Source organism: Streptomyces sp. NPDC025273 (assembly GCF_040638585.1).
Classification (GTDB): Bacteria; Actinomycetota; Actinomycetes; order Streptomycetales; family Streptomycetaceae; genus Streptomyces; species Streptomyces cinereorectus.
Map to the genome: position 1 here is coordinate 128,674 of NZ_JBEZYP010000008.1, position 26,632 is coordinate 155,305.

23 protein-coding genes, 1 tRNA gene and 1 pseudogene are annotated in these 26,632 nt (G+C 71.5%); 19 read left to right on the forward strand and 6 right to left on the reverse strand.

The genetic code is table 11. From position 1 onward, the window contains the following. The first annotated feature begins 4 nt into the window (after positions 1-4). The 6 genes from glp to AB0F38_RS15800 all read left to right on the forward strand — a co-directional run bounded on the left by glp (position 5) and on the right by AB0F38_RS15800 (position 4,573). Complete coding sequence (gene glp, locus AB0F38_RS15775) at positions 5-1,315, forward strand: gephyrin-like molybdotransferase Glp (protein ID WP_361892527.1); 1,311 nt, start codon at positions 5-7, stop codon at positions 1,313-1,315. A 126-nt stretch (positions 1,316-1,441) separates the two neighbouring features. Beyond that, positions 1,442-1,942 carry a cyclic pyranopterin monophosphate synthase MoaC gene (moaC, locus tag AB0F38_RS15780; protein ID WP_361892530.1) on the forward strand — a complete coding sequence of 167 codons (501 nt, stop codon included), beginning with the start codon at positions 1,442-1,444 and terminating at the stop codon, positions 1,940-1,942. Then, entirely contained in the window at positions 1,939-2,481 is a 543-nt protein-coding gene (locus AB0F38_RS15785) for a MogA/MoaB family molybdenum cofactor biosynthesis protein (RefSeq protein ID WP_361892533.1), read from the forward strand. The genes moaC and AB0F38_RS15785 overlap by 4 nt, the downstream gene beginning before the upstream one ends. Before the next feature lie 17 nt (positions 2,482-2,498). Then, positions 2,499-3,119 carry a GNAT family protein gene (locus AB0F38_RS15790; RefSeq protein ID WP_361892536.1) on the forward strand — a complete coding sequence of 207 codons (621 nt, stop codon included), beginning with the start codon at positions 2,499-2,501 and terminating at the stop codon, positions 3,117-3,119. 124 nt (positions 3,120-3,243) lie between these two features. Beyond that, a complete protein-coding gene (glpR, locus tag AB0F38_RS15795; protein ID WP_361892539.1) occupies positions 3,244-4,410 on the forward strand; it encodes a gephyrin-like molybdotransferase receptor GlpR in 1,167 nt (388 codons plus the stop codon). Between the two features lie 86 nt (positions 4,411-4,496). Further along, positions 4,497-4,573, forward strand: a tRNA-Ala gene (locus AB0F38_RS15800). 593 nt (positions 4,574-5,166) lie between these two features. On the opposite strand, the pseudogene AB0F38_RS15805 reads toward AB0F38_RS15800, so the two are convergent. Next, positions 5,167-5,615, reverse strand: a pseudogene (locus AB0F38_RS15805) (hypothetical protein); the annotation flags it as partial. Positions 5,616-5,826: 211 nt separating this feature from the next. Next, positions 5,827-6,318 (reverse strand): GNAT family N-acetyltransferase, encoded by a 492-nt coding sequence (locus tag AB0F38_RS15810; RefSeq protein ID WP_361892542.1) that lies wholly within the window; start codon positions 6,316-6,318, stop codon positions 5,827-5,829. A gap of 49 nt (positions 6,319-6,367) precedes the next feature. On the opposite strand from AB0F38_RS15810, the gene AB0F38_RS15815 reads away from it, so the two are divergent. Then, positions 6,368-7,183, forward strand: coding sequence for an exodeoxyribonuclease III (locus AB0F38_RS15815; RefSeq protein ID WP_361892545.1), 816 nt, complete (start codon positions 6,368-6,370; stop codon positions 7,181-7,183). Positions 7,184-7,242: 59 nt separating this feature from the next. Here the strand turns inward: AB0F38_RS15815 and AB0F38_RS15820 are convergent, their stop codons facing one another. After that, entirely contained in the window at positions 7,243-7,875 is a 633-nt protein-coding gene (locus AB0F38_RS15820) for a MerR family transcriptional regulator (protein ID WP_361892932.1), read from the reverse strand. Between the two features lie 168 nt (positions 7,876-8,043). Here AB0F38_RS15820 and AB0F38_RS15825 point away from each other — a divergent pair, with 168 nt between their 5' ends. The 4 genes from AB0F38_RS15825 (at position 8,044) to AB0F38_RS15840 (ending at position 11,679) form a co-directional block, all read left to right on the forward strand. Further along, complete coding sequence (locus AB0F38_RS15825) at positions 8,044-9,564, forward strand: NAD(P)/FAD-dependent oxidoreductase (protein ID WP_361892548.1); 1,521 nt, start codon at positions 8,044-8,046, stop codon at positions 9,562-9,564. Then, positions 9,561-10,502 carry an alpha/beta hydrolase gene (locus AB0F38_RS15830; RefSeq protein ID WP_361892551.1) on the forward strand — a complete coding sequence of 314 codons (942 nt, stop codon included), beginning with the start codon at positions 9,561-9,563 and terminating at the stop codon, positions 10,500-10,502. Before AB0F38_RS15825 ends, AB0F38_RS15830 begins: the two co-directional genes overlap by 4 nt. Beyond that, the gene (locus tag AB0F38_RS15835) at positions 10,499-11,383 is read left to right on the forward strand and encodes an SDR family oxidoreductase (RefSeq protein ID WP_361892554.1); all 885 of its coding nucleotides are present in this window, start codon (positions 10,499-10,501) and stop codon (positions 11,381-11,383) included. The genes AB0F38_RS15830 and AB0F38_RS15835 overlap by 4 nt, the downstream gene beginning before the upstream one ends. 86 nt (positions 11,384-11,469) lie before the next feature. Next, a complete protein-coding gene (locus tag AB0F38_RS15840; protein ID WP_361892557.1) occupies positions 11,470-11,679 on the forward strand; it encodes a hypothetical protein in 210 nt (69 codons plus the stop codon). A gap of 115 nt (positions 11,680-11,794) precedes the next feature. Here the strand turns inward: AB0F38_RS15840 and AB0F38_RS15845 are convergent, their stop codons facing one another. After that, positions 11,795-15,205, reverse strand: coding sequence for a S41 family peptidase (locus AB0F38_RS15845; protein WP_361892560.1), 3,411 nt, complete (start codon positions 15,203-15,205; stop codon positions 11,795-11,797). 203 nt (positions 15,206-15,408) lie between these two features. Here AB0F38_RS15845 and AB0F38_RS15850 point away from each other — a divergent pair, with 203 nt between their 5' ends. Together AB0F38_RS15850 and AB0F38_RS15855 are read left to right on the forward strand one after the other, a co-directional pair. After that, the gene (locus AB0F38_RS15850; RefSeq protein ID WP_361892563.1) at positions 15,409-15,981 is read left to right on the forward strand and encodes a TetR/AcrR family transcriptional regulator; all 573 of its coding nucleotides are present in this window, start codon (positions 15,409-15,411) and stop codon (positions 15,979-15,981) included. A 116-nt stretch (positions 15,982-16,097) separates the two neighbouring features. Continuing rightward, complete coding sequence (locus AB0F38_RS15855) at positions 16,098-18,308, forward strand: MMPL family transporter (RefSeq protein WP_361892566.1); 2,211 nt, start codon at positions 16,098-16,100, stop codon at positions 18,306-18,308. Positions 18,309-18,455: 147 nt separating this feature from the next. Here the strand turns inward: AB0F38_RS15855 and AB0F38_RS15860 are convergent, their stop codons facing one another. Continuing rightward, a complete protein-coding gene (locus AB0F38_RS15860) occupies positions 18,456-18,857 on the reverse strand; it encodes an SsgA family sporulation/cell division regulator (protein ID WP_361892568.1) in 402 nt (133 codons plus the stop codon). Between the two features lie 181 nt (positions 18,858-19,038). Here AB0F38_RS15860 and AB0F38_RS15865 point away from each other — a divergent pair, with 181 nt between their 5' ends. The 5 genes from AB0F38_RS15865 (at position 19,039) to AB0F38_RS15885 (ending at position 23,655) form a co-directional block, all read left to right on the forward strand. Next, on the forward strand, positions 19,039-20,088 hold the full coding sequence (locus AB0F38_RS15865) for an energy-coupling factor ABC transporter permease (protein WP_361892571.1): 1,050 nt from the start codon (positions 19,039-19,041) through the stop codon (positions 20,086-20,088). Between the two features lies 1 nt (position 20,089). Further along, positions 20,090-20,851, forward strand: coding sequence for a cobalt ECF transporter T component CbiQ (gene cbiQ / locus AB0F38_RS15870; RefSeq protein ID WP_361892574.1), 762 nt, complete (start codon positions 20,090-20,092; stop codon positions 20,849-20,851). Then, positions 20,848-21,618, forward strand: a complete 771-nt coding sequence (locus tag AB0F38_RS15875; RefSeq protein ID WP_361892577.1) for an ABC transporter ATP-binding protein — start codon at positions 20,848-20,850, stop codon at positions 21,616-21,618. Before cbiQ ends, AB0F38_RS15875 begins: the two co-directional genes overlap by 4 nt. A 76-nt stretch (positions 21,619-21,694) precedes the next feature. Next, positions 21,695-22,858 (forward strand): serine hydrolase domain-containing protein, encoded by a 1,164-nt coding sequence (locus AB0F38_RS15880; protein ID WP_361892935.1) that lies wholly within the window; start codon positions 21,695-21,697, stop codon positions 22,856-22,858. Continuing rightward, positions 22,855-23,655, forward strand: coding sequence for an SDR family NAD(P)-dependent oxidoreductase (locus AB0F38_RS15885; RefSeq protein ID WP_361892580.1), 801 nt, complete (start codon positions 22,855-22,857; stop codon positions 23,653-23,655). Before AB0F38_RS15880 ends, AB0F38_RS15885 begins: the two co-directional genes overlap by 4 nt. A 153-nt stretch (positions 23,656-23,808) precedes the next feature. On the opposite strand, the gene AB0F38_RS15890 is transcribed toward AB0F38_RS15885, so the two are convergent. Then, on the reverse strand, positions 23,809-25,575 hold the full coding sequence (locus AB0F38_RS15890; RefSeq protein ID WP_361892583.1) for a phospholipid carrier-dependent glycosyltransferase: 1,767 nt from the start codon (positions 25,573-25,575) through the stop codon (positions 23,809-23,811). A gap of 53 nt (positions 25,576-25,628) precedes the next feature. On the opposite strand from AB0F38_RS15890, the gene rsmI reads away from it, so the two are divergent. After that, the gene (gene rsmI, locus AB0F38_RS15895) at positions 25,629-26,525 is read left to right on the forward strand and encodes a 16S rRNA (cytidine(1402)-2'-O)-methyltransferase (RefSeq protein WP_361892586.1); all 897 of its coding nucleotides are present in this window, start codon (positions 25,629-25,631) and stop codon (positions 26,523-26,525) included. Positions 26,526-26,632 lie beyond the last annotated feature (107 nt).

The following is a 26,632-nucleotide window of genomic DNA, read 5'->3' on the forward strand; positions in this document are numbered from 1 at the left end:
CAGCTTGAGCAGCACGATCTGGTCGGTGGACGAGCACCTGGACGACATCCTCGCCGCGGTGAGGCCGCTCGAACCCATCGAGCTGCAACTCCCCGACGCCCAGGGCTGCGTCCTGGTCGAGGACGTCATGGTCGAGGTCGCGCTGCCGCCCTTCGACAACAGCTCGATGGACGGGTACGCCGTCCGGATCTCCGATGTCGAGGGCGCCAGCGAGGAGTTCCCCGCCGTCCTCACCGTCGTCGGCGACGTCGCGGCGGGCGACGGCGGGCTGGCCGACGGCCGGTCGGTCGGCCCCGGTGAGGCCGCCCGCATCATGACCGGCGCCCCGCTGCCCGCGGGCGCCGAGGCGGTGGTCCCGGTCGAGTGGACCGACGGCGGTACGGGCGGGGGCCCGGCCGACGCCATGCGCGCCCACAGCGACGCCCCGGAGGGGGCGAGCGGCGAGGTCCGGGTCCACCGGCCCGTCGAAGCCGGGGCCCATGTCCGGGTCCGGGGGAGCGACGTCCAGCCCGGAGCCCTGGCGCTGCGCGCGGGCTCGGTCGTCGGACCGGCGCAGATCGGGCTGCTCGCCGCGATCGGCCGCTCGACGGTGAAGGTGCGGCCCCGCCCGCGCGTCGTCGTGCTCTCCACCGGCAGTGAGCTCGTGCAGCCGGGCGAGGAGCTGACAGGCGGCCGGATCTACGACTCCAACAGCTTCGCACTGACGGCCGCCGCCCGGGATGCCGGAGCCATCGCCTACCGTGTCCCCGCGGTGGCCGACGACGCGGAGACACTGCGTGCCACGATCGAGGACCAGCTGATCCGCGCCGACATCGTCGTCACCACCGGTGGCGTGAGCGTCGGCGCGTACGACGTGGTCAAGGAGGCCCTGTCCTCGGTGGGGGACGAGGACGAGCCCGGCAGTGGCATCGACTTCCGGAAGCTCGCCATGCAGCCGGGCAAGCCGCAGGGCTTCGGCGCGATCGGCCCCGACCACACGCCGCTGCTGGCGCTGCCCGGCAATCCGGTCTCCTCGTACGTCTCCTTCGAGCTGTTCGTCCGGCCGGCGATCCGGGCCCTGATGGGCCTCGACGACGTCCACCGCCCGACCGTCCTGGCCTCGCTGGACGTCGACAAGGCGCTCACCTCGCCGGCCGGCAAGCGGCAGTTCCTGCGGGGGACGTACGACGCGCAGTCCGGCACCGTGACCCCTGTCGGCGGTCCCGGATCCCACCTGATCGCCGCCCTCGCCCAGGCGGACGCCCTGATCGTGCTGCCCGAGGACGTCACCTCCGCCGAGCCCGGCACGCAGACCCAGGTGATCCTCCTCCGCTGACTTCGGCGCGGTGGCGGTACGGTGTCAGGCGCTGTGCCTTACCGGGGGAAGCCCCCCGGACCCTCCGGCCCGCGCTCCGGTGCGGGCCGGGCGGGCAACCGGCGCCCTACCGCTAGGCGGAGTGAGTTGAGTACGCAGAACAGGCTGACGCACATCGACGAGGCGGGCGCGGCCCGCATGGTCGATGTGTCGGAGAAGGACGTCACGGCACGCGTCGCCCGGGCGAGCGGCCGGGTGCTCGTGTCCCCACGCGTCGTCGAACTCCTCAGAGGCGAGGGGGTTCCCAAGGGAGACGCCCTCGCCACGGCACGCATCGCCGGGATCATGGGGGCCAAGCGCACCCCGGACCTGATCCCGCTGTGCCATCCGCTCGCCGTCTCCGGTGTCGAGGTCGACCTGAGCGTCGCCGACGACGCGGTGGAGATCCTGGCCACGGTGAAGACGACGGACCGGACAGGGGTCGAGATGGAGGCCCTGACCGCGGTCTCGGTCGCCGCCCTGACGGTCATCGACATGATCAAGGCGGTCGACAAGAGCGCCGTGATCACGGACGTCCGTGTCGAGGCGAAGTCGGGCGGCAAATCCGGCGACTACCGGCGCCCGGCAGCGGAGAAGGCGGAGGCATGACCGCGCCCGACAGCGAGCAGGCGGCGCTCGGCGGGGCCCTCACCGCCCCGTACGCGGCCCTCGTCGTGACCGCTTCCAACCGCGCCTCGGCCGGTGTCTACCCCGACCGGGGCGGGCCGCTGGTCGCCGAAGGGCTCGCCGCTCTCGGGTTCGCCGTCGACGGCCCGCAGGTCGTTCCCGACGGCGACCCCGTGGAGGCGGCCCTGCGCGCCGGTGCTGCCGCCGGCTACGACGTGATCGTCACCACCGGAGGCACGGGCGTCTCGCCTACCGACCGGACCCCCGAGGCCACCCTCCGCGTCATCGACCGCGAGATCCCCGGCATCGCGGAGGCGATCCGCGCCGAGGGCCGGGACAAGGTCCCCACGGCCGCACTCTCCCGAGGCCTCGCGGGCATCACGGGCGGCACCCTCATCGTGAACCTGCCCGGCTCCACCGGCGGCGTACGCGACGGGCTCGCGGTCCTGGGCAGGCTTCTGGTGCACGCCGTCGACCAGATGCGCGGCGGCGACCACCCCCGACCGGGGAGCCCGAGCTGAACGTCCCGACCTGGCCGGTGATCCTGACCGACGGCGCGATCACCCTCCGTCCGATAAAGCTGCGTGACCAGCGCATGTGGCGCGAGGTCAACCGCCGCAACCGTGACTGGCTCCGGCCTTGGGAGGCGACCGTTCCGCCGCCGGCCCCCGGCGGCCCCGTGGCCCGGCGCCCGACCTACCGCCAGATGATCCGTCACCTGCGCACCGAGGCGAACGCCGGCCGCATGCTCCCCTTCGCCATCGAGTACGAAGGCCGTCTCGTCGGGCAGTTGACGGTGGCCGGGATCACCTGGGGCTCGATGTGCTCGGGCCATGTCGGCTACTGGGTCGACCAGGGCGTGGCCGGCCGCGGCGTCATGCCGACAGCCGTGGCGCTCGCCGTCGACCACTGTTTCCGCACGGTAGGACTGCACCGGATCGAGGTCTGCATTCGGCCCGAGAACGGCCCCAGCCGGAGAGTCGTGGAAAAACTCGGATTCCGCGAGGAGGGATTGCGGCCACGGTATCTCCACATCGACGGCGCGTGGCGGGACCACCTGATCTTCGCCCTCACCGCGGAGGAGGTGCCCGACGGTTTGCTCCGGCGTTGGCGCAGGGTGCGGCCGGGTACGCCGCGCACACCCGGGGAAATGAAATAAGTGTTCGAAATTGATCGCTCTGTGACTGCTGTCGAACCCGCTCGCGTCGAGTGTTGATCCGAGGAATCGCAAAAAAAGTCCGTGATATCAGCCTGATCGTGCGACACACCGGGCCAATTGGCGGATGCTGCCGTGCAAACCCCTCTACGGTGTGAGCGTGAGCAGTAGCGGCCTCATCTACGCAGTCATCGTCGGTGCCTGGGCCGCCTACCTGGTGCCGATGTGGCTCCGCAGGCAGGACGAGCTCAATGAAGCCCGACCGACGGAACGCTTCAGCACCGCCATCCGGCTGCTGTCCGGACGGGCGGCCATGGAGCGCCGGTACGCCAAGGAGCTGCAGGAGCGCGATGCCGGGGAGGCGCCTGGCGACGTGGACCCGGATGCCGTCACGGACCGATTGGATTCCGTCGACGTCCGGGCCTTTTCCGCGCCCCCGGCACACACCGAAGCCCGGTTGAACGACCCGGCGCAGAACACCCCGGAGCGGCCGGCGTCCGGTCCTCCGGCGGACCGCCCGCGCGCGGAACAGGCGCGCCTGGCGCCGGCCCGGCGCCCGCGTACCTCCGGCGCGGAGACCGAGCGCGAGCGCCGGCGGCGCTCGCAGGTCCTGGCGCGCCGCCGGCGTACGACCACCGTCCTGTTCCTGGCGTTCACGCTCGGCGCGATCGTCGCGGGCGTCGGCGGGCTCCGCTTCCTGTGGGCGCCCGCTGTCCCGGCCGTGCTGCTGAGCTCGTACATCGTGCATCTGCGCGCCCAGGAGCGCCGCCGGTTCGTCTTCACCATGGACCGGCGCAGGGCCGAGGTCGCCGCGCAGCGGCTCCGCGAGAACCGCCCTCGCAGGCATCAGCCCGCTGCGACGGCTCCCGCCGAGCCCGACGAGGAGCCCGAAGGGCGTCACCCCGCCCCCACTCCGACCGTCTCCCCGCAGGAGGCCGGCCGTCGCGCCCTCGTCGAGCAGACGGACCACGCGGAGTGGGTCGACCAGCAGCGCGAGCGTGGTCCGGCCCAGGGCGACAGCTGGGAGCCGGTCCCGGTCCCGCTGCCGACCTACGTCACCGCCCCCGTCGCCCCGCGTGCCACGGGCGGGGTGGAGGTCGGCGACCCGGAGACCTGGAGCGCGGCCCGCTCCAGCACGGCCGAGCCCACGGGCACCTCGCACCCCGTCGTATCCGAGGCGGACCCCGCGCCACGCCGCCGCGGCAACCAGCCCCGGCGCACCCGCGACCGCGGCCGGACCCCGCTCTTCGACCAGTACGACGACGAGGACCGGCCCCGAGCGGCCAACGAGTGAGCCCGGGGAGAGACCGGCTCGCCTGACCTGCGGGATGCGGATTTCCGAGCACCCCGTTGAGGGTGCTAAAGTTTCACTCGTTGCAAGGGCCTGTGGCGCAGTCTGGTAGCGCACCTCGTTCGCATCGAGGGGGTCTGGGGTTCAAATCCCCACAGGTCCACCACCGCAACTCAGAGCCCCTGCTGGGGAAATCCGGCAGGGGCTCTTCGGTGTTCGGCGGCAGTGTGGTTCAGCACTTGCGTCTGGACGCGTCGCCGCGACCAGGATGCCTGTCGTGGCAGGTACGAGGCCGGGCGCGGCAATCGTGTGGTGACGAGCGACTCCGGCCATCCTGTCCACGCCAATCAGATCCAGGAGATCCCGGTGACGCCGGCCGAGCGGCCTCCGCCCCGGAGCCCGGTCTTCCTCCGCGCCGCGAGCACTGGTAGAGCCACGCCGCTCGGAATTCCGGTGGGAGCAGGAGTGACTGGACCGTGTACGGCAGTTGATGCCCCAGACCGATCCCTACCGGGGTGTGGGTGACGTTCCGGTTCACGGGGGACCACGGCGGGGTCAATGAATGCGACCGGCACCCTGACCTCTTGCGTAGCATGATTGCAAAGTTAGATTGAATCTACGTAAGGCTCTATCCACGTAGAAAATGATCTACTCAGTGAATGGAGAGTGCGTGATGGAGTTCCGAGGTCGCGCCGCGGATCTTGCCCTGCTGACTGAGTGGTACCGCAGCTGTATGCCACCCAGTACCTTCTCCGGTGCCGTCACGAGCAGCAGAGTCGTGATCCCGGCTCCGGCCGCGACCAGTGCGTAGGGCCGGCCCTCCTGGAGGTGGAACTGCACGGCCGGGAGCATTCCGAACACTGACCCGCCCCCCAGGCCCCGGCCAGCCGCTGACCGATGAGTGCCACACAGGAGGCTCCCACCGCTATGGCCAGGACGGAAGGCAATCGCAGAATCGTGGTTGAGGGCCCGAAGCACTCGAAGAGCCCATGTATGAACAGGTAGTAGAGCCCGTGCACGACGTCGACATGCTCCAGCATGCGCACGATGTCGCCGGTGGAGCGCTGAGCCACCTGCCAGGTCGCGGCCTCGTCCCGCCAGACACTGTTCTGCCGGGACAGACCCCACGCGCCGAGGGCGGCGGTCCACACCGACGGAATCAGCCATATGTGAAGAGGACTACGGGAAAGGACGGTTGCGGGCTTCATGAACGTTGGCTCAGACCTCGAATAGTGGCACTCTGACGAATCTGGCGATTGAGGGACGACGGAGAACCCGAAAATTCCCTGAAAGGGAATGACGAGGCCGGCCAATGCCGCAGGGTGACGGCATGTCCCGGCGAGATGAGCCGGGCCGGATGCATGTGACGCCGTGTTTGCCGTCCATGAGTCCGTCGGCCGGAACCTTGAAGGACGCGGCCTAACGAACGGGCTGCCCCAGCGGCTTGGCCATGCAGATGCTGTTTTCGTACAGGCGGTAGTGGCCGAACTTCGGGCAGGGTGTGTAGCCGCTGGAGGTGTACAGCGCGATCGCCTCGGGCTGCTTGTTACCGGTCTCCAGGACCATGCGGGTGCGTCCCGCGGCCCTGGCGTCGGCCTCCAGGGCGGCGAGGATGCGACGGGCGAGGCCGAGGCCGCGGCCTGCGGGTATCACGAACATCCGCTTGATCTCGGCGTCGCCGTCGGAGTAGCCCTCGGCGTTCCGGTCCTGCGTGCGCCAGCCGCCGGTGGCCACGGGCTCGCCCCGGTCGTCGTAGGCGAGCAGGTAGAGTCCGCGCGGCGGATCGAACATGGCGGCGTCGAGCGGTGTCATGTCGCCCCCCTCGCCGTAGCGCTCGGCGTATTCGAGCTGCACCTGGTCGTTGAGTTTGACGGCGTCGGGGTGGTCGAAAGGCCGAGGCTGGATATTCATGCGAGTCATGGTACAGCTATGCACTAGCGTCCCTCGGTACTGTACGGGGATGCTGACTGTTACCACGGTAAATGTGAACGGGCTCCGTGCTGCCGCGAAGAAGGGATTCGTGGAGTGGCTGGGGCAGACCGAGGCCGACGCGGTCTGCCTCCAGGAAGTCCGTGCCGAAGCGCAGCAGCTCCCCGAAGAGCTGCGTGAGCTCGAGGGCTGGCACGCCGCGTACGCCCCGGCGGCGGCCAAGGGGCGCGCGGGGGTCGCCGTCTACACGCGGCATGCGCCGGAGCGCGTCCAGGTCGGGTTCGGCGGATTCGAGGTGCCGGGGAGTGAGGAATTCGACACCTCCGGCCGCTACGTCGAGGTGGACCTGCCCGGCGTGACGGTCGCCAGCCTGTATCTGCCCTCCGGCGAGGCCGGCACCGAGAAGCAGGAGGAGAAGGAGCGCTTCATGGCGGCCTTCCTCCCCTATCTCCAAGGGCTGAAGGAGCGGGCAGCCGCCGAGGGGCGCGAGGTCGTCGTCTGTGGTGACTGGAACATCGCCCACCGGGAGGCCGACCTCAGGAACTGGCGGTCCAACAAGAAGAACTCCGGCTTCCTCCCCGAGGAGCGGGAGTGGCTGACCCGGGTGTTCGACGAGGCGGCGTACGTGGATGTCGTCCGCGCTCTGCACCCGGACGAGGAGGGGCCGTACTCCTGGTGGTCCTACCGTGGACGGGCCTTCGACAACGACGCGGGCTGGCGCATCGACCTCCACGTGGCGACCCCGGGCCTGGCGGCGCGGGCGGTGAAGGCCTGGGTGGAGCGGGCGGCCACGCGTGACGGGCGGTGGAGCGACCACGCGCCCGTGACGGTCACGTACGAGCGCTGAGGCGCGGGGGCGGGGCCTGTCCTGAGCGCTGAGGCGCGCGATGGGGCGCGTCCTGGGCGCTACGGCTGGGGCGCGCCCTCGTCGCGCAGTCGCCGGTCCAGGGCCATGGACAGCTCCGCGTCCGCCACCGCGTGGGCGAGCGTGCGCAGTTGGTCCGGATCGGTGTCCGCGGCGTGGGCGCGCAGGACGCGGACGAAGAGTCCGGCGAGGGCGTCGGCGTGCTCACGGACCAGCCGGCCGGAGGAGAGCACCGCGGAGAGCGGCACCCCTTCCCGCACGAGCTCGGCCGACACCTCCAGCAGGCGGCGGCTGATGTGCACGATCTCGTCACCGTCGGTCGCGAGATAGCCCAGGTCCAGGGCCGCGGCGAGGTTCTCCGCCGTGGCCTGGTCCCCGAAGTAGTCGGCGAGCTGCTCGGGGGTGAGCCGGACCGGGGTCTCCTCGGTCGGCTCGCCCAGGCCCAGCACCTCGGCGACATCGCGGCCGCTGTCGAAGGTGGCGGCGAGGTCGGCGATGCCGTTGAGGGTGTGGCCGCGGTCCAGCAGGCCCGTGATGGTGCGCAGCCGGGCGAGGTGGTGGTCGTCGTACCAGGCGATGCGGCCCTCGCGGCGAGGTGGCTGGATCAGCCCGCGCTCCCGGTAGAAGCGCAGGGTGCGCACGGTGATGCCGGCCTCCTCGGCCAGTTCCTCCATGCGGTACTCGCGGTGCTCGCGTCCTTCGGCCACACCCGCACCCTATGTTGTACCGCCGGTAACTTTCCTCGTCCCGACCCCTACCCATCAGTACGGAGCTGCTCTACTCTCCCAACAATGCCAGTGATTGCTGGCAGAGTCGTGTACGTACCGCGGGGAGGCGGCAGCATGGCCCAGCACGAGCACGTACGAGTGGCGGTGATCGGATCCGGATTCGGGGGCCTCGGGGCCGCGGTCCGGTTGCGCCGCGAAGGCATCACCGACTTCCTGGTTCTCGAGCGGGCCGGATCCGTCGGTGGCACCTGGCGCGACAACAGCTATCCGGGCTGTGCCTGTGACGTACCGTCCCACCTCTATTCCTTCTCGTTCGCGCCCAACCCCGACTGGCCGCGCACCTTCTCCGGACAGGAGCACATCCGCGCCTACCTGGAGCACGTGGCCGACACCTTCGGGCTGCGCCCGCACCTCAGGTTCGGCCATGAGGTCACGATGATGCGCTGGGACAACGACCAGCTGTACTGGGTGATCGAGTCGGCGAACGGCTCCACGGTCACCGCCGACGTCATCGTCTCCGCGACCGGCCCGCTCTCCGAGCCGAAGCTGCCGGACATACCCGGGCTCGTCGGCTTCCCCGGCAAGGTCTTCCACTCGGCGCAGTGGGACCACGACCACGACCTGACCGGCCGGCGCGTCGCCGTGATCGGCACCGGCGCCTCCGCCATCCAGATCGTGCCGGAGATCCAGCCCGAGGTGGCCGCGCTCACGCTGTTCCAGCGGACGCCGCCCTGGGTGATGCCGCGTGTGGACCGTGCCATCAGCGGTGCCGAGAAGTGGCTGCACCGCACGCTTCCGTTCACCGGCACCGCGCGCCGCGGACTGCTCTGGGGCATCCGGGAACTGCAGGTCGGGGCCTTCACCAAACATCCCGACCAGCTGGGCTTCGTCGAGCGGATAGCCAAGGCCAACATGGCCCGGGCGGTCAAGGACCCGGAGCTGCGGGCCAAGCTGACCCCCTCGTACCGCATCGGCTGCAAGCGCATCCTGCTCTCCAACACCTACTACCCGGCGCTGGCCCGGCCCAATGTGGACGTGGTCACCTCGGGCCTGGCGGAGGTGCGGGGCTCCACCCTGGTCGCCACGGACGGTACGGAGACCGAGGCCGACGTGATCGTCCTCGGCACCGGCTTCCACGTGACGGACATGCCGATCGCGAACCGGGTCGTCGGCGCCGAGGGCGTCACGCTCGCCGAGTCCTGGAAGGACGGCATCCAGGCGCTGCGCGGCGCGACGGCGGCGGGCTTCCCCAACTGGATGTCGATCATCGGCCCCAACACCGGGCTCGGCAACTCCTCCATGATCCTGATGATCGAGTCGCAGCTGAACTACATGGCGGACTTCATGCGTCAACTGGACGTCCTGGGCGGACGCGTGGCGCTCGGTGCGCGGACCTCCGCCGTCGGCGCGTGGAACCGGCGCGTCCAGGACCGGATGAAGCGGACCGTGTGGAACACCGGCGGCTGCACCAGCTGGTATCTGGACGCCGAGGGGCGCAACACCACGGTCTGGCCGGGGACGACGGCCGAATTCCGGCGGGCCACGCGCACCGTCGACCTCGGGGAGTACGAGGTCGTCCGGCCGCCCGCCGCCGGCACCCGGAAGAAGTCCGTCACCGAGGAGATCGCCCGATGAGCCGGCTGCTGCACCGCGCGGACGCCCCGCCCGTGCCCGTACGCGAACTGACCGCCCTGTCCGCCGACGGCTCGTCCGTCCACGTCGAGCTGCACGGGCCCGACGACGGCCCCGCCGTGGTCCTGGCGCACGGCTGGACCTGCAACACCCACTTCTGGGCGGCGCAGGTACGCGACCTGGCGGTGGACCACCGGGTCGTCGTCTACGACCAGCGTGGACACGGCCTCTCCCCGGAGGCGGGCCCGGGCGGATACAGCACGCGTGCGCTGGCCGACGACCTCGAAGCGGTGCTGCGGGCCACCCTCGCGCCGGGGCAGAAGGCGGTGCTCGGCGGGCACTCCATGGGCGGGATGACGCTGATGGCGGCGGCCGGCCGGGCCGCCGTGCGCGAGCACGGGGCGGCCGTCCTGCTGTGCAGTACGGGCAGTTCGCGGCTGACCGAGGAATCCCTGGTGCTGCCGATGCGGGCCGGTGCCCTCCGTACGCGCCTGACCGGGAAGATCCTCGGTGCTCCGGCACCGCTCGGGCCGGTCACGGGGATTTCGAAAGCGATACTCAGGTACGCGACGATGGGCCGCGGTTCCTCCCCGGAGCGGGTGGACGCCTGTGCCAGGATCGTGCACGCGTGTCCCCGCAAGGCACGCGTCGCCTGGGGTCATGTGCTCGCGGGGATCGATCTCGAGGCGCGGCTGCGGGAGTTGCGGCTGCCGACCGCCGTCATCGCGGGTACGGAGGACCGGCTGACGCCGCCCGTGCACGCACGGGCCATCGAGGCGGCACTGCCCCGGAGCCTCGGGCTCACGGAGCTGACCGGCATGGGCCACATGACACCCGTCGAGGCGCCCGAGGCGGTCACCGCGAAACTTCGGGAACTGGTGGCCGCGTACATCACCGTGGACGGTGCGGCGCAGGCAGTGAACGAGGAGGAGGTCGCATGAGCGGCAGGCGGAGTCTCGAAGGCCAGGTCGTCGTCGTCACGGGTGCGGCACGCGGCGTGGGCGAGCTGCTGGCCCGCAAGCTGTCCGCCCGTGGGGCCAAGCTGGCGCTGGTCGGTCTGGAACCGGACGAGCTGAAGAAGGTCTCGGAGCGGCTGCACGCGGAGAGCGACCACTGGCACGCGGACGTCACCGACCACGAGGCCATGGCGCGGGTCGCCCGCGAGGTCAAGGCACGCTTCGGGAAGGTCGACGTCGTCGTCGCCAATGCCGGGGTCGCCTCGGGCGGGCCGTTCGTGGACTCCGATCCCGTCGCCTGGCGCCGGGTCATCGAGGTGAACCTGATCGGTGGCGCGGTGACGGGGCGGGCGTTCCTGCCGGTGCTCATGGAGAGCCGCGGATACTTCCTCCAGATAGCCTCGCTGGCGGCGATCACCCCGGCACCGATGATGAGCGCGTACTGCGCCTCGAAGTCGGGTGTGGAGGCGTTCGCGCACAGCCTGCGGGCGGAGGTCGGCTACCGGGGGGTGAAGGTCGGGGTCGGCTACCTGTCCTGGACCGACACCGACATGGTGCGCGGTGCCGACGAGGACGACGTCATGCGGGAGCTGCGGCAGCGGCTGCCGTGGCCGGCCAACCGTACGTATCCGCTGGGTCCCGCGGTGGACCGGATCGTGGCCGGGATCGAGCGGCGCTCCGCGCATGTGTACGCGCAGTGGTGGCTGCGTGGGATGCAGTCGGTACGGGGATACCTGCCGATGCTGATCGGGGCCGTCGGACAGCGCGAGATGGAGCGGTTCGGGCCGCGGCTCGAAGGCGTGAGCAAGGGGCTCGTGGGGGCCGGTGGTGCGGCGGACCAGGAGGAGCGGGCACAGCGCGAATGATCGAAATGCGTTGAAAGTCCGGGTGTGTAAGTCTGAGCGAGGCCCTCACGGGGCCACCCCCACGCACCCACGGAGGAGTGAACGGCATGGGCATCGCAGACCAGTTCAAGGACAAGGCGCAGGAGCTCGCCGACCAGGCCAGGCAGAAGAAGCCGGGTGAGAGGCGGGACGAGGCGCAGGAGCGTCCGTCCGGCGCCGGGGGCGAGCGTTCGGACCGCCGCGGCTCGGAGCGGTCCGGGGTCCGGGACCGGGCGCAGGACGCGGCGGACCGTACCCGTGAGCGTTCCGACCGCTGACGTGAGGCGGGCGGCACGGGGCGTCTGACGCGTCTGTGTTGTGGTGAGGGGCGCATCCGGAGGACCGGGTGCGCCCCTCTCGCGTGGCCGGTGGCCGCCCGCGCCACGCGAAGGGTCACCTCGGGGGGAGTGGGGGCCGGCGGAGGATCGGGGCCGTGTCGTAGGTGGGGGGTGTGGCTGCCGGGTGGCGCGTCAGGAGGTCCAGGGCCACCCGGACCGCGTCGTCCAGGACCGCGTGGCGGCCTTCCGCCCAGTCCAGGGGGGTGCGCAGGGCCTCGACGTCCGGTTCGACGCCGTGGTTCTCGACGGACCAGCCGTACGTGTCGAACCAGGCCGCGTTCATCGGCACCGTGATCACCGTTCCGTCGACGAGCCGGTGACGCCCGGTCATGCCGACCACGCCGCCCCAGGTGCGCTGGCCCACCACCGGTCCCAGTCCGAGCAGCCGGAAGGCGGCCGTGATCATGTCGCCGTCGGAGGACGTCGCCTCGTCGGCCAGGGCCACCACGGGACCCCGGGGTGCGTTCGACGCGTAACTGACCGCCTGGGCGTTGCGGGTCAGGTCCCAGCCGAGGATCGTGCGGGTGAGCTTCTCCACGACCAGCTCGCTGATGTGGCCGCCCGCGTTGCCCCGTACGTCCACGATCAGGGCCGGACGCGACACCTCCAGCCGCAGGTCGCGGTTGAACTGGGCCCAGCCCGAGCCGCCCATGTCAGGGATGTGCAGATACCCGCACATGCCGCCGCTCAGATCCCGTACGACCTCGCGGCGCTTGGCCACCCAGTCCTGGTAGCGCAGCGGCCGTTCGTCGACCAGGGGGACGATCGCGACGCGGCGGGACCGGCCGCCGCACTCGCCCCCGGCGGGTCGGAACGTCAGCTCGACCGTGGTACCGCCCGCAGCCGTCAGCAGCGGGTAGGGGCCCGCCACCGGGTCCACCGGCCGGCCGTCCACATGGGTGAGGACCGCGCCCTCCCGGATGCCCGTGCCGGCCAGCGGTGAACGGGCCTTGGAGTCCGAGGAGTCGCCGGGCAGGATGCGCCGCACCGTCCAGTCGCCGTCCCGGCACACGAGGTTCGCGCCCAGCAGCCCGATGGCCCGCTGGTAGTGCGGGGGGCCCTCGTTGCGGCGGGCGGGCGAGACGTACGCGTGGGAGGTGCCCAGCTCGCCCACGACCTCGCGCAGCAGATCCGCGAACTCGTCGGGCGAGGCGACCCGTTCGACCAGGGGACGGTACTGGTCGAGCACGCCGTCCCAGTCGATGCCGCACATGTCCGGTTCCCAGAAGTAGGACCGGATGATGCGCCCCGCCTCCCCGTAGGCCTGACGCCATTCGGCGGCGGGGTCCACGTCGTGCAGGATGCGGCGCAGGTCGAGATAGACCGTCGAGTCGTTGTCGCCGGGCTCGTTGGACGGTACGGCGCGCAGCTCGCCGTCGTCCATGACGACCAGCCGGGATCTGTCGCCGCTCATCGCGAACCAGTCCAGGTGGTCGACCAGTTCGGTCTTCCGGGCCTTGGCGATGTTGAAGTGCTCCAGTGTGGGCCGGCCCGACATGTCCGCCGGGTTCGCGAAGGTCTCGCCCAGCGCACCGGAGATCGGCCAGCGCAGCCAGACCAGGCCGCCGCCGCTGACCGGCTGCAGTGCCGAGTACTTCGACGCGGAGACGGGGAACGGCGTCACCCGGCTCTCCAGGCCCTCGAACTCCACCGTGACCGTCGTCCCCTCGACCGTGCCTTCGGGGATGTCCACCGGATCCAGCCCGCCCGCCGCGGGCCGGCCGTCAGGGAGCAGGGCGAACGGCGACGGGGTGGCCGAGGAGAGCGGGACCAGGTACGGCCGGCAGCCCAGGGGGAAGGAGAGGTCGCCGGTGTGGACGTCGTACACCGGATCGAAACCGCGCCAGGACAGGAAGGCGAGATAGCGGCCGTCCCCGGTGAAGACGGGGTTCTCGTCCTCGAAGCGGCCGTTGGTGACGTCCACTATCACCGGGGCGTCGGGGCCGGTGATCCTGGCCAGCTTGATCTGCCGCAGCGACCGCCCGATGCCCGGCTGCGACCAGGTCAGCCAGGCGCCGTCCGGCGAGAACGCCAGATCGCGGACCGGGCCGTTGAGCGAGTGGATGAGCTCGGTGACCACGTCCGGCGCGGGGGCCGGCGGCACGGGGGCGGTCTCCGCGGTCTCCGCCGTGCCCGCGGTCTCCGACGTGCCCGACGCGTCGGCCGGATCCGAGAGGCCGGCGAGGTCCGCGATCCTGTCCAGGCCCGCGGTCTCCCCGTCCGTGGTGTCCAGGAGCAGCAGACGGCCGTCGTTCGACGCGATGGCCAGGCGTTCGCCCTCCGGATCCGAGACGATCTCGTGGACCCTGCCCAGCCGCCCGGAGGCCAGCCGCTGCGGCTCGCGGTCGCCGCTGGCCCGGGGGAGGTAGGCGATCTCGATCGCGTCGTCGCCGTCCGCGTCCGTGACGTACGCGACCTTGCCGCTGCTGCCGAGCATCTCCGGCAGCCGGACCCGTACCCCCGGGGTGTCCGCGATCGTGCGCGCGGGCCCGTCCCGGTGCGTGAGCCAGTACAGGCTGCCGCGTACGGACACGGCGCTCGCCCGGCCCGTCTCGTCCACGGACAGCGAGCCGACGTGGCTCGAGGCCGGTACCTGGTAGGTGCGCCTGCCCGTGCGCGGTCCGCCGAGCCGCACTTCCAGCTTCCGGGGCACCGCGTCCGGCGACTCCAGGTCGTCGACCAGCCAGAGATCCCCCGCGCACTGGTAGACGACCCTGCTGCCGTCGCTGGACGCGTTCCGGGCGTAGAACGCGTCGTGATCGGTGTGGCGGCGCAGATCGCCGCCGTCCATCAGACAGGAGTACAGGTTGCCGACGCCCTGGTGGTCGGAGAGGAAGGCGATCCGCCGTCCGACGAACATCGGCGCGTCCAGATGCCCGCCGATGTCCGGGAGCAGCCGTTCGCCGTGCAGCCACAGCCGCCCGGTCGCCCCGCCCCGGTAGCGCTTCCACGCCGACGGCTCGTGCGGCGGCGTCCCGGTGAGCAGCAGGGTGCGCCGCTCCCCGTCGATGTCGGCGACGGAGATGTCGGAGACCGGCCCCCAGGGCAGCTTGCCGCCGGGGCCGCCGTCGGTGGGGACGCTGTAGGCCCACGAGAAGTACGAGAACGGCTGGTTGTGCGAGGACACGGCGAGGATCTGGGAGCTGTCGCCGGGGTCGGGGCTCCACCCGCACACCCGGGTGTCGGTCGAGCCCCAGTACGTGAGTCTGCGAGCGGGCCCCCCGTCCACGGGGGCCAGATGGATCTCTGGATCGAGCGTGCGCCAGGTCGTGTAGGCGATACGGCTCCCGTCGGGCGAGAAGCGCGGATGACTGACCCGGGTCCGGTCGACGGTCACCCGCCAGGCACGGCCGGGCCGCTGCCCCGCCTCGGCGAGGGGGGCGACCCAGAGGTCGTCCTCGGCCGCGAAGCAGAGCAAGTCCTCGTGGAGGTGCGGGAAACGGAGATACGCGACGTCGTCACTCACCCTCCAATGCTTTCCGCGCGAAGGGCCTCCGGCAACTTGTGGTGCACGACACAAGCGAAACTATTTCGTTTCGCCGGGGAAGGGGGGTAGCTTCGAAGTGTACGAAACAGTTTCGTTCGCTTGGTGGATCTTCCGCTTGATCATCGGGCGGGCGGACCGCTGGCGTACGATCCAGCAGGCGCAAGGGAACAGGAGGTCGACACATGGCACGTACCCGGCTCACGCCCGAACGTGAGAACGAGCTGTACACCGCTGTGCTCGACCTGCTCGGCGAGGTCGGCTACGAAGCCCTGACCATGGACGCCGTTGCCGCCCGCACCCGTTCCAGCAAGGCCACCCTCTACCGCCAGTGGGGGAGCAAGCCCGAGCTGGTCGTCAAGGCGCTCCGGAACAACAAGCCGGTCCGTCTTGCCGAGATCGACACCGGTTCGCTGCGTGGCGACTTCAACGCCGTGCTCACGCGTACCGACGACTGCCAGATGGAGAAGAACTCCGCGCTGCTGCGGGGTCTGAGCCATGCCGTCCACGACAACCCCGATCTGTTCCAGGCGCTGCGCGAGCTGCTGATCGAGCCGGAGATGACCGGTCTCGGGGCGCTGCTCCAGCGGGCCGTGGACCGGGGTGAAGTGCGTCCGGACAATCCGGCGCTCCCCTATGTGTCGCACATGATGATCGGCGCCCTCGCCGCTCGGGAGCTGGTCGAGGACCGACCGGTCGACCAGGCGTTCCTCATCGACTACGTGGAAGCCGTGGTGTTCCCCGCCCTCGGCGTCTGACGTCCCCGTTTCTCGCACCACCCCTCCCCGACGCCCCACCTGACACGCCGCTCTCGTCGTCGGGCTGCTTCCTCACGCCCTTTTCCACTCCACGACCTGACCGGGAGCACTCCTCCATGGCCACATTCCTTTACAAGCTCGGGCGGCTCGCCTTCCGGCGCCGCCACTATGTCGCGCTCGTCTGGGTGGCGCTGCTGGCACTCGCCGGATTCGGCGCCGCGTCCGCGTCCACCGCCACCTCCAGCTCCTTCTCGATTCCCGGTACGGAGGCCCAGAAAGCCTTCGACCTGCTGGAAGAACGTTTTCCCGGAGGCAGCGCCGACGGCGCGACCGCCCGGGTCGTCTTCAAGGCCCCCGAGGGGCAGAAGGTCACCGACGCCGGCAACAAGGCCGAGGTCGGCGCGATCGTGGGCGAGCTGAGGTCCGGTTCGGACCAGATCGCCTCCGTCGCCGACCCGTACACGGCGAACGCCGTCAGCGAGGACGGTTCGACGGCGTACATCTCCGTCTCCTACGAGGTCAGCTCGATGGAGCTCACCGACGGGACGCGTGAGGCGCTGGAGGACGCGGGCGAGGCCGCGCGGAGCAGCGGGATGACCGTGGAGATCGGCGGTGACGCGCTCCAGGTGATGCCGCACACCGGCGCCACCGAGGTCATCGGGATCGCCGTCGCCGCGGTGGTGCTGGTCATCACCTTCGGTTCGCTGATCGCCGCGGGGCTGCCGCTGCTGACCGCGCTCATCGGCGTCGGAATCGGGGTGTCGCTGATCACGGCCCTGGCGAACGTGCTCGACCTGGGCTCCACCACCTCCACGCTCGCGATGATGATCGGCCTCGCGGTCGGCATCGACTACGCGCTCTTCATCGTCTCCCGCTACCGCGCCGAACTGGCCGAGGGCCGGGAACGCGAGGAAGCGGCCGGGCGGGCCGTGGGCACGGCCGGGTCCGCGGTCGTCTTCGCCGGTCTGACCGTCGTCATCGCCCTCGTCGGTCTCGCCGTCGTCAACATCCCGATGCTGACGAAGATGGGCGCCGCCGCGGCCGGTACGGTCGCGATCGCCGTCCTCATCGCGCTCACCCTCGTCCCGGCGATGCTGGGCTTCGCGGGCAAGCGGGTCATGGGACGCAAGGCGCGCAAGGCCGCCGAGGCGGAGAACCAGCCGGACGCGAAGCCGAACGCGGGCACCCGCTGGGCGCGGTTCGTGCTGCGCAAGCCGGTGTGGGTGCTGCTGGCCGGAGTGATCGGCCTCGGGGTCATCGCCGTACCGGCCGCCTCGCTGGAGATGGGCCTGCCCGACGACGGTTCCCAGCCGAGGAGCACCACGCAGCGCCAGGCCTACGACCTGCTGTCCGACGGTTTCGGCCCCGGGTTCAACGGGCCGCTCCTGGTCGTCGTGGACACGAAGAACAGCTCGGACGGCGAGACCGCCGTCGCCCAGGTCTCCCAGGAGATCGAGGGCCTCGGCCACGTCGCCGCGGTCACCCCCGCCACCTTCAACAAGGCCGGCGACGCCGCGACCATCACGGTGATTCCCGAGGACCGGCCGAGCTCCGTCGAGACGGAGGACGTCGTCCACGCGATCCGTGGCGCCGGTGCGGACATCAAGAGCGACACGGGTGCCGAGGTCCTGGTCACCGGTGCCACGGCGATGAACATCGACTTCTCGCAGAAGATGAACGACGCGCTGCTGCCCTACCTGGCGCTCGTCGTCGGCCTGGCCTTCCTGCTCCTGATGGTGGTCTTCCGGTCCCTGCTGGTGCCTCTCAAGGCGGCCCTCGGCTTCCTGCTCTCGGTCGTCGCGGCCCTGGGTGCGGTCGTCGCGGTCTTCCAGTGGGGCTGGCTCGCCTCGCTCTTCGGGGTCGAGCAGACCGGTCCGATCATGAGCATGATGCCGATCTTCATGGTCGGTGTGGTCTTCGGTCTCGCGATGGACTACGAGGTCTTCCTGGTCACCCGGATGCGTGAGGCGTACGTGCACGGTGAGACGCCCGGCCAGGCGATCGTCACCGGTTTCCGGCACGGGGCACGCGTGGTCACGGCAGCCGCGGTGATCATGATGGCGGTCTTCGCGGGCTTCATCGGCTCCAGCGAATCGATGATCAAGATGATCGGCTTCTCGCTGGCCATCGCGGTCTTCTTCGACGCCTTCGTGGTCCGGATGGCCATCGTGCCCGCCGTGCTCGCCCTGCTGGGCAAGCGCGCCTGGTGGCTGCCGCGGTGGCTCGACCGCGCGCTGCCCAACGTGGATGTGGAGGGTGAGGGCCTGCGCCACGGGCCCGCCGCCGACGGTCCCGCGGACGGCGAGCGCGAGCTGAGCCGCGTCTGAGCCGCGTCCGATCCGCGGCTCGGTCCGAGCCGCACATGCTCCGGGGTCCGCGTCCGAGCGGAACGCGGCCCCGGTGCGCCGGTTACCTGTGGGGACGGGGGACCGGAGCGACAGGGAGCCCCCGTGCACGCGGCACGGGGGCTCTCGTCACGCGCGGGTGGCGGATGCGGCCGGGGCGGCCGCCCCGGTGCCGGGCTCCGTCCTGTTCCCGGCCGCCGCGCTCCCGGCCTCCTCGTGTGCGCGGTGCAGGAAGCGGATCAGCGGCGCGACGTCGAACTGGAACACGGCCACACCGTCCGGCGAGTGCAGTTCCAGGACCAGCTGCGCACGTCCGCAGGGCCAGACCCGTATGTCGCCGCGGGCGACGGGCGAGCGCAGTCCCCTCTCCAGGAGGTCGCGGCCGAAGGCCCAGTCGACGCCGCCGGGGAGTCCGAGGTGGACGGTCTGCGGCTCGTCGGGGTCGCAGCGCAGTTCCACGGGGACCAGCCGCGGGTCGGGTCCATCCGTGATGAGCCGGGCTCGGGCGTGTTCTTGGATCACGAGGGACATCGGCCCGCTCCTCCTGTGTGAACTTCTCTCCTCATCCAATGTCGCATATGTTCCAATTCGGGCGCGCTGAGAGGACGAGGTAGTTGGGTGACCTAGGCTCTTGCGAAGGCTTTGCAACAAGGCCCTATCATTGAGCGGTTGCCGACCCGCCCGCAGAAACGCCCCGAAGCGGAGCCACTCCATGCATGTACCCGACGGATTCATCGATGCACCCGTCTCCGCCGTCGCCGGAGTCGTCGCCGCGGGCGCGGTCGCGGTCAGCCTCAGGGGTGCCCGGCGGGAGCTGGAGGAGCGCACCGCGCCGCTCGCCGGTCTCGTCGCCGCCTTCGTCTTCGCCGTGCAGATGCTGAACTTCCCGGTCGCCGCCGGCACCAGCGGCCATCTCCTGGGCGGGGCGCTGGCGGCGATCCTGGTCGGGCCCTACACCGGGGTGCTCTGCATAGCCGTCGTCCTGCTGATGCAGGGGATCCTCTTCGCCGACGGCGGTCTCACCGCGCTCGGCGTGAACATCTCGGTCATGGGCGTCGTCACCGTCGTCGTCGCGTACGCCCTGTTCCGCGGCCTCACCGGCGTGCTGCCCCGCACCCGCCGCTCGACGACCGCGGCGGCCTTCGTGGCCGCGCTGGTCTCCGTGCCGGCCGCCGCCGTCGCCTTCACCCTGCTCTACGCGGTCGGCGGGACCACCGACGTGCCCATCGGCAAGGTCCTCACCGCGATGGTCGGCGTCCACGTCCTGATCGGCATCGGCGAGGCCGCGATCACCGCGCTGACCGTCGGCGCCGTCATCGCGGTGCGCCCCGACCTCGTCCACGGCGCCCGTGGCCTCGCCGCCCCGCTCAGACTCCGCGTGGACGGCGAGCTCGTCGACGCCCCGGCAGCCGCTCCCGCCCCGGCCGCCCCGCGCCCCACCCGCACGGTCTGGGCGACCGGGCTGGCCGCCGCTCTCGTCCTCGCGGGCTTCGTCTCCTTCTACGCTTCCGGCGACCCCGACGGCCTGGAGAAGGTCGCCGCCGACCAGGGCATCGACGAGAAGGCGCGGGAGCACGGCGCGGCCGGCTCCCCGCTCGCCGACTACGGGGTCGAGGACGTCGAGAACGCCCGGATCTCCGGCGGCCTCGCCGGAGTGATCGGCGTCGGCGTCACCGTCGCCGCCGGCAGCGGCGTCTTCCTGGCCGTACGCCGACGGCGGACGCCCGAGGAGCCCGGCACCACCGCGACCAGGTCCCACTGACATGGGCGCCGGCCACGCGCACAAGCTCTACCGGCACGGTCATTCCCCGGTCCACGACCTGCCGCCCCACTGCAAGCTCGTCGCGGTCCTCTGCTTCGTCGTGGTCGTCGTCTCCACGCCGCGCGAGGCCCTCTGGGCCTTCGCGCTGTACGCGGTGCTGCTCGCCGCCGTCGCCGCCACGGCCCGGATCCCCGCCGGATTCCTGCTGAAGCGGCTGGTCATCGAGGTGCCGTTCGTGGCGTTCGCGCTCCTCATGCCGTTCGTGGTGCCTGGCGAGCAGACCGAGCTCCTCGGGATCTCCGTCAGCGTCCCCGGTCTCTGGGGCGCGTGGAACGTCCTCGCCAAGGGCACCCTGGGCGTGGCCGCCTCGATCGTCCTGGCCTCCACCACCGAGCTGCGCTCCCTGCTGCTCGGCCTCCAGCGGCTCGGACTCCCGCCACTCCTCGTCCAGATCGCGTCCTTCATGATCCGCTACGGCGATGTGATCACCGACGAGCTCCGCCGGATGTCGATCGCCCGCCGGTCCCGCGGGTTCGAGGCCCGCGGTGTACGGCACTGGGGGGTCCTCGCCAAGACGATGGGCGCCCTGTTCATCCGGTCCTACGAGCGCGGCGAACGGGTCCACCTCGCGATGGTCAGCCGCGGCTACACCGGCAGGATGCCGGTGATCGACGAGGTGACCGCCTCCCGCACCCAGTGGGCGTCCGCGTCCGTGCTCCCCGTGCTCGCCCTCGTCGTATGTCTGCTGGGATGGACCGTATGAGCCTGCCCACCGCCCCCGTGCCGTCCCTCGAGGTCAGCGGCCTCGCCTACGCCTACCCCGACGGCCATCAGGCCCTGTTCGGCGTCGACCTGACCGTGGCCCGCGGCGAACGGGTCGCCATCCTCGGCCCCAACGGGGCGGGCAAGACCACCCTCGTCCTGCACCTCAACGGCATCCTCGACGCGGGCGCCGGCACCGTCCGGGTCGCCGGGCTGCCGGTGGAGAAGCGACACCTGGCCGAGATCCGGCGCCGGGTCGGCATCGTGTTCCAGGACCCCGACGACCAGCTCTTCATGCCGACCGTCCGCGAGGACGTCGCCTTCGGGCCCGCCGCGGCCGGACTGCGCGGCCCCGAGCTGGAGGACCGGGTCATGACCGCGCTCAAGCAGGTCGGCATGGAGGCGTACGCGACACGGCCCCCGCACCACCTCTCCTTCGGCCAGCGCCGCCGGGTCGCCGTCGCCACCGTCCTCGCCATGGAGCCCGAGATCCTCGTCCTGGACGAGCCCTCCTCCAACCTGGACCCCGCCTCCCGACGCGAACTGGCCGACATCCTGCGCTCCCTGGACGTCACCGTGCTGATGGTCACCCATGACCTGCCGTACGCCCTCGAGCTCTGCCCGCGCGCCGTGATCCTCAGCGACGGGGTGATCGCCGCCGACGACCGTACCCAGGACCTCCTCTGCGACGACGAACTGATGCGCGAACACCGGCTGGAGCTGCCCTTCGGCTTCGACCCGCGTTCCGTCGTCGTGCCGCTCCTGTGAACAGGACCGACCCGCCCCCCGCCCGGCCTGCGGCCCGATGCACCATGGGGGGATGAGCGGGAGCGCGGGAGCAGGCGTGGATGTACGGGGCACGGTGACACCGGGGTTCGAGGCGGTACGGGACGCTTTCGTCCGGAATTTCGAACAGCGGGGCGAGCGGGGGGCGGCCGTGACGGTCTACCGCCACGGCCGCAAGGTCGTCGACCTGTGGGCGGGTACGAGGGACGTCGACGGCACCGAACCGTGGGCCGTCGACACCGTCCAGGTCGTCCGGTCGGCGGGCAAGGGCGTCGCCGCCGCCGTACCGCTGCTCCTGCACCAGCGCGGGCAGGTGGACCTGGACGCACCCGTCGGCACGTACTGGCCGGAGTTCAAGGCGAACGGCAAGGAACGCGTCCTCGTACGCCACCTCCTGGCCCACCGGGCCGGCCTGGCCGCCCTCGACGGGACGCTGACCCCCGAGGAGGCGGTCGACGGAACGTCCGGGCCGCGGGCGGTCGCCGCCCAGCGGCCCCTGTGGGAGCCCGGCACCGACCACGGGTACCACGCCCAGACCTACAGCTGGCTCATCGCCGAACTGGTCCGCAGGACCACCGGACGCACCATCGGCCGCTGGATCGCCGAGGAGATCGCCCGCCCGCTCGGCCTGGACTTCTGGTTCGGGCTCCCGGCGGACGAGGCGCACCGGATCGGGCGGATCGGCCCCGTCGAACCCCCGGTGACCGAAGGCAACGGCGGCGCCCTGCGCTTGCGCCCCAAGCGCTCCGTCGCCGAGGCCTACCGCGACCCCGCCTCGCTCACCCGTCGCGCGTTCGGCGCGATCCACCCCTTCCCCGACGAGAACGACCCCGCCTACCGTGCGGCCGAACTGCCCGCCTCCAACGGCGTCGCCACCGCGCGCGGCCTCGCCCGCTGCTACGCCGCGATGATCGGCGAGGTCGACGGCCACCGGCTGTTCGCACCGGCCACCCTGACCCTGGCCCGCACCGAGGAGTCCGCGGGCCCGGACCGGGTCCTGGTCGTCAACACCCGCTTCGGCCTCGGCTACATGCTGCACGGACCGGCTGCCCCGCTGCTGGCCCCCGGCTCCTTCGGCCACCCCGGCCGCGGCGGTTCGCTCGGCTTCGCGGACCCCGAAACGGGCGTCGCGCTCGGCTATGTGACGAACGGTCTGCAGAAGGGAGTCACCGCCGATCCCCGTGCCCAGGCACTGGTCAGGGCAGTACGTTCGGCCCTATGACTCCTTCCCCTTCCGCAGCACGCTTCGACGGATACGCCGCACTCCTCACCGGCGCGGGCCAGGGCATCGGCGCCGCCACGGCCCGGAGGCTGGCCGCCGAGGGTGCGGCCGTCCTCGTCACCGACCTGGACGCCGGACGGGCCCGGAGCACGGCGGCGGAGATCCGCGAGAGGGGCGGCACGGCCGAGTCGCTGCCCTGCGACGTGGGCGACCGGGCGGCGGTCGAGGCGGCCGTCGCCCACGCGGCCGCGGCCTTCGGCCGGCTCGACGTCCTGGTCAACAACGCCTACGCCAACCACGAGGACGCACCCCTCTTCGAGGACGAGGCGGACGAGTCCTGGGACCACACCCTCGACGTCACCCTGACCGGCCCCTACCGCTGCTCCCGTGCGGCCCTGCCGCACCTGGTGGCCTCCGGGCGGGGCGCGATCGTCAACATCGGCTCGGTCAACGGCGAACAGGACTTCGGCGGCCACGCCTACAGCGCCGCCAAGGCGGGCCTGGCGAGCCTCACCCGCACCCTGGCCGGCCACGCGGGTCCGCGCGGCGTCCGGGTCAACCTCATCGCCCCCGGCACGATCCGCACCGATGCCTGGAGCGGCCGGGACGCCGACCTGGCGAGGGCGACCGCCCTCTACCCGCTGGGCCGGCTCGGCACCCCGGACGACATCGCGTCCGCCGTCGCCTTCCTCGCCTCCCGGGACGCGTCCTGGATCACGGGGACGACGCTCCGGGTGGACGGGGGCCTGCTCGGGATCAACGCGGGCTTCCGCAGGGCGATGCGCGGCGACGGGTGAATCCGGTGGCCGGCCGGTCGCCATCGAGGCATGGAAGGAGACGGGCTCGGGCACGGCGCCCCGCTCCGCCCGCGGGCCCTCCTCCCCGGTCACCGAGTGCGAGTCCGGCTCCGGCGTGCTCATCCCTCGAGCCGTTCGTGCCCGGCCGTCCCGTCATACCCAGGTGTCCAGCCACATCCGGTCGCGCCAGGAGTTCTCCGGCAGGGACGTGCCCGTGTAGACGGGCCAGAAATAGACGAAGTTCCAGATGATCAGCAGCACCAGCACACCCGCCGCGATCGCGCCCAGTGTCCGTCTCCGCTCGCCCGTCGGATCACCGGTGGCCAGTCCCAGCTCCTGCTTGGTCCCCGTGCCGGCCGCCGGGCCCAGCAGGGCGCCGATCAGCATCGTCACCGCCAGGCAGAGGAACGGCACGAACACGACCGCGTAGAACAGGAAGATCGTCCGCTCCTGGTAGAAGAACCAGGGCACCCAGCCCGCCGCCACGCCACAGGCGATCGCGCCCGCCCGCCAGTCGCGGCGGAAGAACCAGCGCCACAGCACGTACAGCAGCGCCACGCAGCCCGCCCACCACAGCAGCGGGGTGCCGATCGCCAGCACCTCACGGGCGCACTTGCCGGTCTCCGACGCGGTGCAGCCCGCCTTCTCCTCGTAGAAGTACGAGACGGGGCGGCCCAGCACGATCCAGCTCCACGGGTTGGACTCGTACGTGTGGCCCGAGGTCAGGCCGACGTGGAACTCGAACACCTGGTGCTCGTAGTGCCACAGGCTGCGCAGCCAGTCCGGCAGCCAGCTCCAGGTGCCGCCCTTGCCCTCGGTGGCCGCCCAGTCGCGGTAGTAGCCCTTGTCCGTGACGATCCAGCCGGTCCACGACACGAGGTACGTGCCGATGGCGACCGGCACCGTCGACACGAACGCGGGCAGCAGGTCCCGCAGCATCACGGCGCGGTGCGGCTGCCGCGCACCCGCGGTGCGCCGCGCGCCCACGTCCCAGAGCACCGTCATCACACCGAACGCGGCCAGGATGTAGAGCCCGTTCCACTTCGTGGCGAAGGCCAGGCCGAGCATCACACCGGCGGCGATCCGCCAGGGGCGCAGGCCCAGGCGGAGGGTCTCGGCCACGTGGACGTCCGGACGCAGCACCCCCTCCTCGTCGGCCGGCAGCGCGGCGGCCAGTCTGCGGCGGGCCCGGTCACGGTCGACGAGGAGGCAGCCGAAGGAGGCGAGCACGAAGAACATCAGCACCAGGTCGAGCAGCGCGGTGCGGCTCATCACGAAGTGCAGCCCGTCCACGGCCAGCAGGGTGCCCGCGAGGCAGCCCAGGAACGTGGAGCGGAAGAGCCGGCGGCCGATCCGGCACAGCATGAGCACCGAGATCGTGCCGAGCAGCGCCACCATGAAGCGCCAGCCGAACGGGGTGAAGCCGAAGATCTGCTCGCCGATGCCGATGATCCACTTGCCGACCGGCGGATGCACGACGTAGCCGGGATCCACCGGGACGTCCACGGAGGACGGGTCCTTGAGGATCAGCTTGTCGACGTCCTTGGGCCAGGAACCCTCGTACCCCTGGTTGATCAGGGCCCAGGCGTCCTTGGCGTAGTACGTCTCGTCGAATATCACCGCCTTCGGGCTGCCCAGGTTCCAGAACCGCAGCACACCGGCCACCAGGGCCACCAGGAGCGGCCCGCCCCACGCCGACCGGCGGACCAGGCGGTCCGCCAGGGCCGGCGGCACGGCGAGCACGTCCCAGAACTGCCGTCCGGGCCGGGTGTACGGGGGGTCCAGGCGCTCGCGCAGCGCCGTTTCCGGCCGTGGGGAATGGCCGAAGCGGCGCAGCCGCCGCTGCCAGGAAGGCGGCTGGTCGCCGGTGTGATCCCCGGCGTCGTGGCCCTGATGGGCTTCGGGCGCAGTACTCGTCACCGCGCCATCGTAGGGAACGCGTCCGTGCGAGTGGTGCCGCCCGTGCTGGGAGGATGGCCGGTGTGACTGGAACGACTGGAACGCTCGTACTCGCAGGGACCCCCATCGGCGATGTGGCGGACGCCCCGCCACGGCTCGCCGCCGAACTGGAGACGGCCGATGTGGTGGCCGCCGAGGACACCCGTCGGCTGCGCCGGCTCACCCAGGCGCTGGGCATCCACACGACGGGGCGTGTCGTCTCCTACTTCGAGGGCAACGAGTCGGCGCGTACGCCCGAACTCGTCGAGGCGCTGGTCAACGGGGCGCGCGTCCTGCTGGTCACGGACGCCGGGATGCCGTCCGTCTCCGACCCCGGCTACCGGCTCGTGGCCGCGGCCGTGGAGAAGGGCATCAAGGTCACCGCCGTGCCGGGCCCGTCGGCCGTGCTGACGGCGCTCGCGCTGTCCGGGCTGCCGGTGGACCGCTTCTGCTTCGAGGGCTTCCTGCCGCGCAAGGCGGGCGAACGGCTCGGGAAACTGCGCGAGGTCGCGGACGAGCGCCGCACGATGGTCTTCTTCGAGGCACCCCACCGGCTGGACGACACCCTGGCCGCGATGGCCGAGGTGTTCGGCGCGGACCGCAGGGCGGCCGTGTGCCGGGAGCTCACCAAGACGTACGAGGAGGTGAAGCGCGGTCCGCTGGGCGAACTGGCCAGCTGGGCGGCCGAGGGAGTGCGCGGCGAGATCACCGTCGTCGTCGAGGGCGCCACGGACTCCGGGAACGAGGGGCTGGACGCCGCCGAGCTGGTGCGCAGGGTGCAGGTGCGCGAGGAGGCGGGGGAGCGGCGCAAGGAGGCCATCGCGGCGGTCGCCGCCGAGGCGGGACTGCCCAAGCGCGAGGTGTTCGATGCGGTGGTCGCGGCAAAGAACGCGGCCAGGACCGGCCCGGCGGAGGGCAAAGGACTAGCCTGAACGTAAAGCGCGAGCCGCGTACCCGGCCCCTTTGGCCATGGATGGGCCAAGAGCGTTCCAACACTCGGCAGACCTGGTGCGTCGCCGTCGGGAGAAGCGTCCACTGG